Annotated in this window: 9 protein-coding genes; 4 read left to right on the top strand and 5 right to left on the bottom strand. The window is 67.6% G+C overall.

What is annotated here, in order from left to right; all coding sequences use genetic code 11:
* Position 1: 1 nt before the first annotated feature.
* Positions 2-1,429 (top strand): serine hydrolase domain-containing protein, encoded by a 1,428-nt coding sequence (locus M1L60_RS35175; RefSeq protein ID WP_253241872.1) that lies wholly within the window; start codon positions 2-4, stop codon positions 1,427-1,429.
* A 150-nt stretch (positions 1,430-1,579) separates the two neighbouring features.
* Here the strand turns inward: M1L60_RS35175 and M1L60_RS35170 are convergent, their stop codons facing one another.
* Positions 1,580-1,963: an ester cyclase gene (locus M1L60_RS35170; protein WP_253241871.1), complete on the bottom strand. Its 384-nt coding sequence runs from the start codon at positions 1,961-1,963 to the stop codon at positions 1,580-1,582.
* Positions 1,964-2,021: 58 nt separating this feature from the next.
* On the opposite strand from M1L60_RS35170, the gene M1L60_RS35165 reads away from it, so the two are divergent.
* A complete protein-coding gene (locus M1L60_RS35165; protein WP_253241870.1) occupies positions 2,022-2,348 on the top strand; it encodes a hypothetical protein in 327 nt (108 codons plus the stop codon).
* A gap of 62 nt (positions 2,349-2,410) precedes the next feature.
* Here M1L60_RS35165 and M1L60_RS35160 read toward each other — a convergent pair whose 3' ends face one another.
* The 4 genes from M1L60_RS35160 to M1L60_RS35145 all read right to left on the bottom strand — a co-directional run bounded on the left by M1L60_RS35160 (position 2,411) and on the right by M1L60_RS35145 (position 7,409).
* A complete protein-coding gene (locus M1L60_RS35160; protein ID WP_253241869.1) occupies positions 2,411-3,322 on the bottom strand; it encodes a carbohydrate ABC transporter permease in 912 nt (303 codons plus the stop codon).
* Entirely contained in the window at positions 3,319-4,260 is a 942-nt protein-coding gene (locus M1L60_RS35155) for a carbohydrate ABC transporter permease (protein ID WP_256517821.1), read from the bottom strand. Before M1L60_RS35155 ends, M1L60_RS35160 begins: the two co-directional genes overlap by 4 nt.
* A 131-nt stretch (positions 4,261-4,391) precedes the next feature.
* On the bottom strand, positions 4,392-5,756 hold the full coding sequence (locus tag M1L60_RS35150) for an ABC transporter substrate-binding protein (RefSeq protein WP_253241867.1): 1,365 nt from the start codon (positions 5,754-5,756) through the stop codon (positions 4,392-4,394).
* Between the two features lie 288 nt (positions 5,757-6,044).
* Entirely contained in the window at positions 6,045-7,409 is a 1,365-nt protein-coding gene (locus tag M1L60_RS35145; RefSeq protein ID WP_253241866.1) for a UDP-glucose dehydrogenase family protein, read from the bottom strand.
* 360 nt (positions 7,410-7,769) lie between these two features.
* Here M1L60_RS35145 and M1L60_RS35140 point away from each other — a divergent pair, with 360 nt between their 5' ends.
* Together M1L60_RS35140 and M1L60_RS35135 are read left to right on the top strand one after the other, a co-directional pair.
* Positions 7,770-10,457, top strand: a complete 2,688-nt coding sequence (locus tag M1L60_RS35140; RefSeq protein ID WP_253241865.1) for a cellulose binding domain-containing protein — start codon at positions 7,770-7,772, stop codon at positions 10,455-10,457.
* A 28-nt stretch (positions 10,458-10,485) separates the two neighbouring features.
* Positions 10,486-13,389 carry a glycoside hydrolase family 48 protein gene (locus M1L60_RS35135; RefSeq protein ID WP_253241864.1) on the top strand — a complete coding sequence of 968 codons (2,904 nt, stop codon included), beginning with the start codon at positions 10,486-10,488 and terminating at the stop codon, positions 13,387-13,389.
* Positions 13,390-13,394: the final 5 nt, after the last annotated feature.

Raw genomic sequence — 13,394 nt, 5'->3', positions numbered from 1 at the left:
GGTGCTGCCCCGGTCGACGCCGGCCGCCTCCGGGGTCTCGTCCCGGGCGATCGGCGCGTTGCTGGACGCGCTGACCGTCGAGTGCCACTCGCTCATGATCGTCCGCCGGGGCCGGGTCGTGGCCGAGGGCTGGTGGGCGCCGTACTCGTCCAGCCGCCCGCACCTGCTGTACTCGCTGACCAAGTCGTTCACCTCGATCGCGGTGGGGCTGGCGATCGCCGACGGCCGGCTCACGTTGGACGACAAGGTCGTCGACGTGCTGCCCGGCCACGTGCCGCCGGACGCCTCGGAGCGGGCCCGCCAGGTCACCGTGCACCACCTGCTGTCGATGACGAGCGGGCACCGCACCGACAGCCTGCCCGAGGCCTGGCAGCTGGAACCGGACGATCTGACGAAGGGCTTCCTGCGGGTGCCGTTCCCGGACGCCCCGGGGGCCCGGCACGCCTACGACAACGCCACCACGTACGTCCTGGCCCGGATGGTGGAAAGGGTGACCGGCCGTGGCTTGCCCGAGTTTCTCGACGAGCGCCTGTTCGCGCCGATGGGCATCGACCACGCCGAGTGGGACCGGGTGGCCGGCGGCGCCGCCTTCGGCTTCCACGGCCTGCACCTGACGACCGAGGCCGTCGCCGCGTTCGGCGAACTGCTGCGATGCGAGGGCCGTTGGGGCGACCGTCAACTCGTGCCGCAGGACTGGGTGCGACGGGCAACTCGCAAACAGGCCGAGACCCTCCCGGCGGAGGTCGGCGGCGGTGGTGCCGAATTCCTTCAGGGGTACGGGTATCAGTTCTGGATGTCCCGTCACGGGTACTTCGGCAACGGCGCCAACGGTCAGCAGTGCATCGTCGTCCCCGACCACGACCTGGTGATCGTCCTGACCGGCGCCATGACCGACGAGCAGTCCATGTTCGACGCGATCTGGGACTGTCTGCTCCCCGGCCTGAACCACAGCGACAGCCCCGAGGACGACGAAATCCTCGCGGCCCGTCTCCGACGGTTGTCCCTGCCCCCGGTGCCCGGCACTGCGGATCCGGGACGCTCAGCCCGCGTAAGGCTGAACGCTCCGCAGCCGCATTCTCACGCTGATGGCGGTTCCGCCGACAGTTCGCCGCTCCCTGACGGCACCCAAGTGTCACTCACATCCGTGAACTGTGGGTGGCGCCTGCAACTTGGGTCGGCGATTTCCCTCGAGGTCGGTTACGGCGAATGGCGGGAGAGCTCGCCCCTCGGCCGCCCTGTGGTCGCGGCCGGCGCCTGGCAGGGCGACACGTTCGTGGCCGATCTCTACGTCATAACCTCACCCCACCGCGTACGCCTCGTCGTGGACGGTGACACGGCCACGACCACTTGGAACACCGAGCCGCTGACCCGCCCTGACCTGGAACTGCACCTGCGCTCGCCTCTTATGACCCGCCCCGACGTCGCTTAGGGGCCCCGTTCCCTGACCGGGGTGGGTGCGAGGTGCGGTCCAGATCTCGTCCGGTGGTGGCCCGTAGGAATTGTTGTGAGCGGACCTGCGCGGGACGCTGCCAGGGGGAATCCGAGCCTCGCCGCAGCCCGCCCGAATGGTGAGCGGACCCTAACGGCCGAGCTGCTGGTGGACGGCCCAGCGGTCGATGAGGGACGTGACGGCCTTGATGCGGTTGTCGGTGAAGTCGTAGAAGACGTGTTCGGCGAAGACCAGACGGGTGCCGGTGGCGGGGAAGCCTAGGAACTCGCTTTGCGGGGTGACGTCGAACTGGATGCGGCAGGCGATTTGCGTGTCGGTGGCGACGAGGATTGTCGCGTCGTAGTAGAGATCGGGGGCGGCGGTCAGGTCGGGGGCGATCATTGCGGCGTACTGCTCGCGGGTCAGCGGTTCGTCGTTATAGGTCAGGCTGTCGTGGACGAACTCGGCCAGGTCGTCGAGGCGGCGTTCGTTGAGGGCCTGCAGGTATGCGCGGTAGGTGTCTTCGAGGGCCATCTTTTGATCATGCCGGGTCGGCAGGGAACTGCCAGTCGACGTGTGCGTGAATGTGGGCATGGATGTGGAGAGCGCCCGGCCCACGCGGGCTTCGGCGGGGTTCTGGTTCGGGGCGGCGGCGCTCTATGCGATCGCGGTGAGCATCGTGCTGCTGGTGCCTCCGGCTGATCTGCTCGGGCAGGAGGGTGGGGGTGTGGTCGTGCTCCTCGCCGTTCCGGTTCTGCTCAGTGTGCTGGCGTTGTTCGCGCGGGGGCAGCGGATTCTGGTGTGGGGGTGCATCGCGCTGCTCGGCGGATTCGTGCTCTTCAGCATCGCGTCGGTCGGGCTGGTCTATCTGCCCGGGCTGGTGATGATCGTCGTGGCCACGCTCCGGCAAGGGCGCTGAGCGGGAATGGTGAGGGGCCGCGTCCGGACGTGGACGCGGCCCCTCGGGGTGAGAGCGGGTGGCTAGCCCTTGACGCTGCCCGCGAGCAGGCCGCGGACGAAGTAGCGCTGCAGGAGCAGGAACACCGTCACCGGGACGATGATCGAGACGAACGCGCCGGCCGACAGCAGGTGCCAGGCGGTGCCTCGGGTGCCGCTCAGGTTGGCCAGCTGCAGGGTGATCGGGGCGACCTCGTCACCGCCGCCGGCGAAGACCAGGGCGACCAGCAGGTCGTTCCAGACCCAGAGGAACTGAAAGATGCCGAAGGCCGCCAGGGCGGGGGTGAGCAGCGGCAGCATGACCTTGAAGAAGATCGAGACGTGGCCGGCGCCGTCGACGCGGGCGGCCTCGATCAGGCCGGACGGGATCTCCCTCATGAAGTTGTGCAGCAGGTAGATCGCCAGCGGCAGGGCGAACGTCGCGTGCGACAGCCACAGCGTCCAGAACGTGCCGGTGATGTCGATGCTCACGAAGATCTTGAGGAGCGGGATCAGCGTGACCTGGAGCGGGACGATCTGCAGGGCGAAGATCACCAGGAACAGGATGTTCCGGCCCGGGAACTTGATCCAGGCGAACGCGTACGCCGACAGGGCGGCGATCGACATCGGGATCAGCACCGACGGGATGCAGATGATCAGCGAGTTGACGAAGAACGCGGCCAGGTTGACGCCGCCCTCCTCGCCGAAGACCTTGCTGTAGTTCTCGAACGTGGTCGTCGGGTCGCTGAAGAACGTCCACCAGCCGGTCGTCTTGATGGCCCGCTCGGGGCGGAACGAGGACACCAGCAGACCGAAGGTCGGCAGGGTCCACAGGACCGCGATGACGATCGCCGCGATGGAGGCCCAGGGGGAGCTGAGCCGCTTCTTGGCGATGCCGGCCGCGCCGATCTTGTCGGCTTTGAGGGGCGGGGTCGTTACCGGAGTCGCGGTGCTCATGATGCCTCCGAACGACGCAGCGAGCGGATGTTGTAGATGACGATCGGGATGACCAGGACGAACAGCAGCACCGCGAGAGCAGCGCCCAGGCCCTGGTTGTCGGCGTTGAACGTCTGCCGGTAGAACTCGTTGGCGATGACGCTGGTCTCGAAGTTGCCGCCGGTCATGGTGCGGACGATGTCGAAGACCTTCAACGTGCCGATGCCGATCGTGGTCAGCACGACCACGACGGTCGGCTGCACGCTCGGCAGCGTGATCTTGCGGAACATGCTCCACGCGTTGACGCCGTCGAGGCGGGCGGCCTCGATGATGTCGTCCGGGATGGCCTTGATGGCCGCCGACAGGATCGTCATGGCGAAGCCGGCCTGGATCCAGATCATCACGATGATGAGCAGGAACGTGTTGAGCGGCGTCTCGATCAGCAGCTGGATCGGCTTACCGCCGAGCCAGACGATCAGCTGGTTGACCAGGCCGATCTGCTTCACGTTGCCCTGGTCGGGGCGGTACTCGTAGACGAACTTCCAGATCACGCCGGCCGCGACGAACGAGATCGACATGGGCAGGAAGATCAGCGCCTTGGCGACCGACTCGAACCGCGACTTGTCGACCAGGATCGCGTAGACGAGGCCGATCGCGGTGGCCACGAACGGCGTCACGACGACCCAGAACACCGTGTTCCGCAGGACGGTGAGCTGGTCCTTGTCGCTGAAGATGGTGCTGTAGTTGTCGAAGCCGATGAAGGAGCTGCCCGCGGCGTCGAAGAACGACTGGTAGATCGTGCGGAGGCCCGGATAGACGAGACCGACCGTGAGCAGCAGGACGGCCGGCAGGAGGTAAAGGTATGCGACGACCTTGTCGCCGCGCTTGCCGCCGAATCGACCGGCGATGAAAAGAATGACGCCCATGACCGCGGCGAACAGCAGCAGGGCCGCGAACATCTGCAGGATTTTTTCGGGGGTGGTGGAGGCGGTGTTGAACACGCGACCCGGACCTCCTTGTGCGCTGGAGTGAAGAGAGGTTTGGGGCCGGTCGGAAATAATTTCCGACCGGCCCCGAAAGTGCTGTGTGACTACTTCGGCCAAGCCTTTTCGATGTTGTCCACCGTCGTCTTGGTGTCCTGACCGGTGATCCACGCGGTCGACTGCTTCCAGAACGCGTCCGAGCCCACGGCGGCCGGCATCATGTCGGAGCCGTCGAAGCGGAAGGTCGCGTTCGGGTCGAGCAGGATGCCACCCGCGAGCTTGTCGATCGGGTTGGTCAGGTTGGCCTGGTCCAGACCCTTGTTCGCGGTCACCCAGCCCGAGGAGAGCTTGGCCTTGGTGTTGGCCCACACGTCCGAGGACAGGTAGGTCTGGAACGCCTTGACCTCGGGGCGGTCGGCGAAGGCCACCACGAACTCACCCGCGCCGAGCACCGGCTTGCTGTTGGCGTCCTTGCCGGGCAGGTAGAACGCGAAGACGTCGCCGTCCTCGGCCACCTTGGTGCCCTTCTCGAAGTTGGCCGCGTAGAAGCTGGCCTGCCGGTGCAGCGAGCACTGGCCCTCGAGGATCTTCAGACCGGCGTCCTGGAACGTCGTGGTCGCGATGCTCTTGACGTCGCCGAGGCCACCGTTGACGTACGCGTCGTTCTTCAGGTAGCCACCGGCCGCGTCGAACGCCGCCGCGACCTCGGGGGCGTTGAACGGGATCTCGTGGCTGACCCACTTGTCGTAGGTCTCGGGCGAGCTGGTGCGCAGGACCATGTCCTCGACCCAGTCGGTGACCGGCCAGCCGGTGGCGTCACCACTGGCGATACCGGCGCACCACGGCTTGTTGCCGTCGGCCGCGATCTTGTCGCTGAGCGCCTTGAGCTCGTCCAGCGTGGTCGGAACCGTGTAGCCCTTCTCCTTGAACTCCGCCGGCGAGTACCACACCAGGGACTTCACGCTCGCGCCGAGCGGGGCGCCGTAGAACTTGCCGTCGATCGTGGTGTAGGCCTTCCAGGCCTTGTCCCAGTTCTTGTCGACGTTGTCCGAGACCTCGGTCGGGGCGGCCACGGCCTTGCCGGTCGAGACCAGCTGCTTGACCAGACCCGGCTGGGGCACGATCGCGAGGTCCGGCGGGTTGCCGGCGCGGGCCCGCACGAGGACCTGGGTCTCGAACGACTTGTCGCCCTCGTACTTGATGGTGGCGCCGGTGCACGTCTCGAAAGGCTTGTAGCTCTCGATGTGCGGAGTGTCCTCAGGGGTCACGATGCCCGTGTAGATCGTGACCGTCTTGCCTTTGATGTCGCCGAACTTGGTGTATGGCGCACAGTCGATGGCCGATGCCGAGGCGTCGGTGCTCGCACTGTCGTCGTCGCCGCCACCGCAAGCCGCGAGGCCGAAGACCAGCCCCGCGCTCAGCGTTCCGGCGAGCGCGGCCCGAATGCGCGGGCTCGTAGGTTGACCGAACATACCGCTCCCTATGTCAAATCGCGCTTCCGACGTCCGGAGACGTCGCCGTCCGAAGCGCTACTTGGATCACAGTCAAGAGGTAACCGCCACGTTGCGCAATGATTTCCGCTTGATCGACTCGGTAACGATACGGCGTCGCTGCTCCGGTGACCTTAACCGGTTAAGGTGGAGCTCCTGGTCAGGCCGCGAAAAGCGCCTCATCTGGACCCTAGCCTCAGACAGATCACCCCGCCCCGGAAATCGACGAATCTCCGAGGCGGGGTGGTCTGATCGGTTGATGCGGGAGCGTCAGCCCGCCATCGCGATGTACTTGTAGCCCAGGCGCTCCATGCGCTCCTGGTCGAGCACGTTGCGGCCGTCGAGCACGATCGGCGTGCGCATGAGGCCGACGAACTTGCCCCAGTCGAGTTCGAGATATTGCGCCCATTTGGTCACGAGAACGATGGCGTCGCAGTCGTCGAAGACGCCGTCGAGCGTGTCGCTCAGGTGCGGGGCCATTTCCGGGTATTCGCGGCGGAAGCGGTCGCCGGCGATCGGGTCGTGCAGCTTGACCCGGGCCCCGCGGGCCACGAGCAGGCTCGCGATGTCGAGGGCGGGGGAGTCGCGCAGGTCGTCGGTGTTGGGCTTGAAGGCCACCCCGAGCAGCCCGATCTTGCGGCCCTTGAGGATGCGCAGCTCGCTCTGCAGCCGCTCGACCGCGATCTCGCGCTGGCGCTGGTTGACGTCGCGCGCGGCCTGGACGATCGGCATGTCGTACTTGTACTCGGACGCGGTCGCGATCAGGGCCTTGGTGTCCTTGCCGAAGCAGGAGCCGCCCCAGCCGACGCCGGGCTCGAGGAAGCGCGAGCCGATGCGCTGGTCGAGGCCGATGCCCCGGGCCACCTCGGTGATGTCGGCGCCGACCTTGCCGGCCAGCTGGCCGATCTCGTTCACGTAGCTGATCTTCAGGGCCAGGAACGCGTTGGCCGCGTACTTGATCAGCTCGGCCGAGGCGAGGTCGGTCGACACCAGCGGGACGGCCGTGGTGTCGTCCGGCCGGGGCTGGAACGACGGCGGGGTGAAGGTCTGGTTGATCAGCGGCCGGTAGAGGTGGTTGAGGACCTCGAGGGCGCGCGGGTTGTCCGAGCCGATGACGATGCGGTCGGGGAACAACGTGTCGTGGATCGCGTTGCCCTCGCGCAGGAACTCCGGATTCGACGCGACCGAGAATTCGCAGTTCTCGGGCTTGTCGGCGCGCACCGCGAACGAATCGCGCAGAATCGCGTCGACCCAGTTGCCGCTGCCGATCGGAACGGTCGACTTGTTGACCACGACGGTGAAGTCGTGGTCGAGATTCTGGGCCACGCTCTCGGCGGCCGAGCGCAGGTAGCGCAGGTCGGGGCTGCCGTCGGCGGCCGACGGGGTCTGGACGGCGACGAAGACGACGTCGGCGCCGGGGATGCCCTCGGCGTAGCTGGTGGTGAAGGTCAGGTGCTGCGCGGCCTCGGCCAGCAGTTCCTCCATGCCGGGCTCGTAGATCGGGCAGCGCCCGCCCCGCAGCATGTCGACCTTCTCCTGATCGAGGTCGACGCAGGTCACCTCGTGTCCCAGGAAGGCCAGGCTCACCCCGGTGGTGAGACCGACGTAGCCCGTGCCGACAACACAAACCTTCATCAAATGCTCCTCCGCTGCGGGCTCCGCTGGGGGAGGCGAGCCCGCTCCCGTAATCACGGCCAGATGATACACAGCGTAGAAAAACGTCGCGCAAATCCCTGACGTACCGTTATCGGTTCATTCCTTAGAGTTGCCGCCCGTTGTTCTGTTTCATTTAGCTATTGAGAAACCCGAATACCCGGCACGGTTTGCCCCGTCCGGCGGCGGTCAACCCTCCCACGGCGTGATCTTGGACCGCCGGGAGGCCAGGATATGCACGATTGTCAACTCCTGGTTTCCAGGGCTTGACAGGACGATGTCGCGGACTGGACGCTGCTGGGAGCGCTCCCATGTGGAAGCTCATCGATGGAAGGCTCTCGGATGCGTCGGTCCACCATTCTCGCGGTCGTCACGGCCGTGCTGCTCAGTGCGGCCGCCGTCGCCCTCGGGCGCCCGCTCGGGGCGTCGGCGGCGGCGGCCGACCCGTACGTCTGGAAGAACGTCCGCATCGACGGCGGGGGCTTCGTGCCGGGCGTCGTCTTCAACCCCGGCGAGCGCAACCTGATCTACGCCCGGACCGACATCGGCGGCGCCTACCGCTGGAACGAGAGCGGGCAGAGCTGGACGCCGCTGCTGGACTGGGTCGGGCAGGACAACTGGGGTTACAACGGCGTGCTGAGCATCGCGCCCGACCCGGTCGAGACCAACCGGGTGTACGCCGCGGTCGGCATGTACACGAACAGCTGGGACCCCAACAACGGGGCGATCCTGCGCTCCTCGGACAAGGGAAACACCTGGCAGACCACGGTGCTGCCGTTCAAGAACGGCGGCAACATGCCCGGCCGGGGCATGGGTGAGCGGCTGGCCGTCGACCCGAACGACAACCGGAAGGTCTATTTCGCCGCGGAGGGCGGAAACGGGCTGTGGCGCAGCACCGACTACGGCGCTACCTGGGCCGAGGTGACGAACTTCCCGAACGCCGGCAACTACGTGGCCGACCCGGACGACGCCAACGGCTACCTGAACCAGAACCAGGGCCTGACCTGGGTCACCTTCGGGGCGGCGAACCAGATCTACGTGGGCGTGGCCGACAAGGAGAACCCGGTCTACCGCTCGCTCGACGACGGCGCGACCTGGCAGCGCATCCCGAACCAGCCCACCGGCTACCTCGCGCACAAGGGCGTGATCTCGGGCAACTACCTGTTCATCGCGACCAGCGACACCGGCGGTCCGTACGACGGTGGCGCGGGCCAGGTGCAGCGGTTGGACACGACCACCGGCGTCTGGACCGACATCTCGCCGACGCCGGCTTCGGGGTCGCCCTACTACGGCTATTCCGGGCTGACCGTCGACCGGCAGAAACCGGGCACGCTCATGGTGGCCACGCAGATCTCGTGGTGGCCCGACGCGATCTTCTTCCGCAGCACCGACAACGGCGCCACCTGGACCCGCATCTGGGACTTCACCAGCTATCCGTCGGTCTCGAAGCGGTACACCATGGACATCTCGGCCAACCCGTGGCTCGACTTCAACACGAACCCGCAGCCGCCGGAGTCGACGCCCAAGCTGGGCTGGATGAACGAGTCGCTCGAGATCGACCCGTTCAACTCGAACCGGATGCTCTACGGCACGGGCGCGACGATCTACGGCACGACTCAGCTGACGAACTGGGACAGCAACACCACCTTCACCATCAAGCCGTACGCCAAGGGGCTCGAGGAGACGGCGGTGCTCGACCTGGCCAGCCCGCCGTCGGGGGCGCCGCTGGTGAGCGCGCTGGGCGACATCGGGGGCTTCCATCACGCATCGCTCGACACGGTGCAGCCCAGCTTCCACGACACGCCGGCGCTGGGCAGCAACACGTCGCTCGACTTCGCGGAGCTCAACCCGCTCGTGTTCGCCCGGGTCGGCAACGCGGACGCGGCCCCGCACATCGGCATCTCGTCGGACGGCGGCAAGAACTGGTACCAGGGGCAGGAGCCGGGCGGGGTCACCGGCGGCGGCACGATCGCGGTCGGCGCCGACGCGGGTTCGATGGTCTGGTCGCCGGTCGGCGCGGGGGTGCACTACTCGACCACGCGCGGTAGTTCGTGGGCGGCGTCGAGCGGGGTGCCGGCCGGGGCGGTCGTCGAGTCGGACCGGGTCAACCCCAAGACCTTCTACGCGTACGCGGCGGGGAAGTTCTACACGTCCACGGACGGCGGCGCCTCCTTCACGGCTTCGGCCGCTGCCCTGCCGACTGCGGGACGGCTGCACTTCAAGGCTGTGCCGGGTGCGCAGGGTGAGGTCTGGTTCGCGGGGGAGAGCGGGCTGTTGCGGTCCACCGACTCCGGAGCGTCCTTCACGAAGATCGCGTCGGTCACTGCGGGTATCAACGTGGCGTTCGGCAAGGCGGCGCCGGGGTCCACGCGCCCGACGGTGTTCCTGGTCGGCACGGTCGACGGGGTCACCGGCGTGTTCCGCTCCACCGACAGCGGCGCGAGCTGGGTCCGGATCAACGACAACGCCCATCAGTACGGCAACGCGGGCGACGCCCTGGCCGGCGATCCCCGCATCTACGGCCGGGTCTACCTGGGCACCAACGGCCGCGGGATCTTGTACGCCGATCCGGTCAACACGCCGACCACGCCGACACCGACCACTCCGGCGCCCACCACGCCCGCTCCCACCACGCCCGCTCCCACCACGCCCGCTCCCACCACGCCCGCTCCTACGACTCCCGCTCCCACGACCCCAGCTCCTACGACTCCGCCGCCATCGGGTGGCTGCGAGGCCACGTACAAAATCACTGGCTCCTGGGGTGGGGGTTTCCAGGGCGAAGTGACCGTCAAGAACACCGGCACCGCCCCGACCAGCGCATGGACCGTCGGCTGGACCTACGGCGGCGGACAGACCATCTCCCAGTTGTGGGGCGGCACCCACACGCAGACCGGCACCGCGGTCAGCGTGCGCAACGCCTCCTGGAACGGCGCCCTGGCCGCGGGCGCGAGCACCACCTTCGGCTTCCTCGGGAGCCTCAGCGGCAGCGCCAACCCCGTCCCGTCCCCGGTCACCTGCGCCCCGGCGTAGCGCGCCTCCCCACCGAAAGGACCCCCTCGTGCAAGTCAGATCCAGGACCAGACGCGCGCTGGCCGTCACCGGCGCCGCCGTCCTCGGCGCCGGCGCGGCCCTCGTGGCCGGCGTCCCCGCGCTCGCCGCGCCCAGCTGCACCGTCGTCTACAAAGTGCAGAGCCAGTGGAGCGGCGGCTTCACCGGCGACATCGCCATCACCAACACCGGCGACCCGGTGTCGAGCTGGAAGCTCGAGTACGACTTCCCGGACGCGTCACAGAGAGTCACCCAGGGCTGGAGCGGGGTCTACGCTCAGAGCGGCCAGCGGGTGACGGTCAGCAACGCGGCCTGGAACGGCAACCTGGGCACCAACGCCACGGTCAGCACCGGCTTCAACGGCACGTTCGGCTCGGCCAACCCGGTGCCGACGGCGTTCTCGCTCAACGGCACCCGCTGCAACGGCGCCGCCAACGCGCCCACGGTGGAGATCACGAGCCCGGCCGCCAACACGCGCTTCACGGCGCCGGCGTCCATCCCGATCACCGCCACGCCGGGCGGCACGGTGGCCAAGGTCGAGTTCTACCACGACGGGCTGCTGCTCAACACGGACACGGCGGCGCCGTACACGTACACCTGGACCGGTGTTCCGGCCCAGAGCGCGGCCTATCAGTTGCAGGCCATCGCGTACGACGCCGCGGGCAACAAGAGCAACACGGCCGCGGTCCCCGTGTTCGTGGACGCGGCCACCACCCCGGCGATCGTCACCGATGCCACCTCGGTGAGCGTGTCGCCCGGTAAGACGGCGACCTTCAAGCTGGCCCTCTCGAAGGCCCCGACGGCCAACGTGACCGTGGCGGTCGCCCGCAGCACGGGCGCGACCACCGTCTCGGCCACCCCGGCCACGCTGACCTTCACCCCGTCCAACTGGAACACCGGCCAGACCGTCACGGTCGCGGCCACCAGCGCGGCGGCGATCGGCGCGACGGCCTCGTTCACGGCCACCGCGAGCGGGCACACGGCTGCGACGATCAACGCGACAGTCGTCCGGGAAGGGGCGGCCGACGCCCGCTTCACCCAGATGTACAACGACATCAAGAACCCGGCCAACGGCTACTTCAGCCCGGACGGCGTGCCCTACCACTCGATCGAGACGCTGATCGACGAGGCGCCCGACCACGGCCACGAGACCACCTCCGAGGCGTTCAGCTACTGGCTGTGGCTCGAGGCGGAGTACGGGCACACGTCGGGTGAGTGGGCGCCGTTCAACAGCGCGTGGGCGACGATGGAGAAGTACATCATCCCGTCGCACGCCGACCAGCCGACCAACGACAAGTACGACGCGTCGAAGCCGGCCACCTACGCAGCCGAGTACCCGTTGCCGTCGCAGTACCCGTCGCAGCTCGACAACAGCGTCTCGGTGGGCAGCGACCCGCTGGCCTCGGAGCTGAAGAGCTCGTACGGGACCTCCGACATCTACGGCATGCACTGGCTGCTCGACGTCGACAACGTGTACGGCTTCGGCCGGTGCGGTGACGGCACCTCGAAGAACGTGTACATCAACACGTTCCAGCGCGGCCCGCAGGAGTCGACGTTCGAGACCGTGCCTCAGCCCAGCTGCGACACGTTCAAGCACGGCGGCCCCAACGGATACCTCGACCTGTTCACCAAGGACTCCAGCTACGCCAAGCAGTGGAAGTACACGAACGCGCCGGACGCGGACTCGCGCGCGGTGCAGGCGGCGTACTGGGCGTTGACCTGGGCCACCGAGCAGGGCAAGCAGTCGCAGCTGACCGCGGCCGTGGCCAACGCGGCCAAGATGGGCGACTACCTGCGCTACAGCTTCTACGACAAGTACTTCAAGCAGCCGGGTTGCGCCTCGACCTCGTGCGCGGCGGGCACCGGCAAGAACGCCTCCAGCAACCTGATGTCCTGGTACTACGCCTGGGGTGGCGCGACCGACACCAACGCCGGTTGGGCGTGGCGGATCGGCTCGAGCACCAGCCACTTCGGCTACCAGAACCCGATGGCGGCGTACGTGTTGTCGAACGTCAGCGCGTTCGCGCCGAAGTCACCCACGGCCAAGGCCGACTGGCAGGCCAGTCTGAACCGTCAGCTCGAGTTCTACCAGTGGCTGCAGTCGTCCGAGGGCGCGATCGCCGGTGGGGCGACGAACAGCTGGAACGGCAGCTACCAGGCCCGCCCGGCCGGCACGCCGACGTTCTACGGGCTGGCGTACGTGGAAGCCCCGGTCTATGAGGACCCGCCGTCGAACCGCTGGTTCGGCATGCAGACGTGGTCGCTCGAACGGCTGGCCGAGTACTACTACCTGACCAACGACAGCAAGGCCAAGTCGGTCCTCGACAAGTGGGTTCCGTGGGCGCTGGCCAACAGCGACATCACGGCGACCGACTTCTCGATCCCGTCCGACATGGCGTGGTCGGGCGCGCCGGCCACCTGGAACCCGTCGTCGCCGGCGGCCAACACCAACCTGCACGTGACGGTGACCAGCAAGGGTCAGGACCTCGGCGTGGCGGGCTCGTTCGCCAAGCTGCTGACCTACTACGCGGCCAAGTCGGGCAGCACCACGGCCAAGACGGCGGCCAAGAACCTGCTCGACGCCATCTGGACCAAGAAGGACTCGAAGGGCGTGTCGGTCACCGAGACCCGCGCCGACTACAACCGGATGGACGACACCTACAACGCGTCGACCGGCCAGGGCGTCTACATCCCGCCGGGCTGGAGCGGCAAGATGCCGAACGGCGACGAGATCAAGCCGGGCGTGTCGTTCCTGGACATCCGCTCCTTCTACAAGAACGACCCGGACTACCCGAAGCTCGACGCGTACCTGAAGGGCGGACCGGCGCCGACGTTCAACTACCACCGCTTCTGGGCGCAGGTCGACGTGGCCACCGGCTACGCGGACTTCGCCCGGCTCTTCCCCAACGGTTAGGAGCT

Origin of the sequence: Paractinoplanes aksuensis (genome assembly GCF_024137025.1) — a bacterium.
GTDB lineage: Bacteria > Actinomycetota > Actinomycetes > Mycobacteriales > Micromonosporaceae > Actinoplanes > Actinoplanes aksuensis.
Note: the sequence above shows the minus strand (reverse complement) of the source record. Positions and strands in the feature narration are given on the sequence as shown.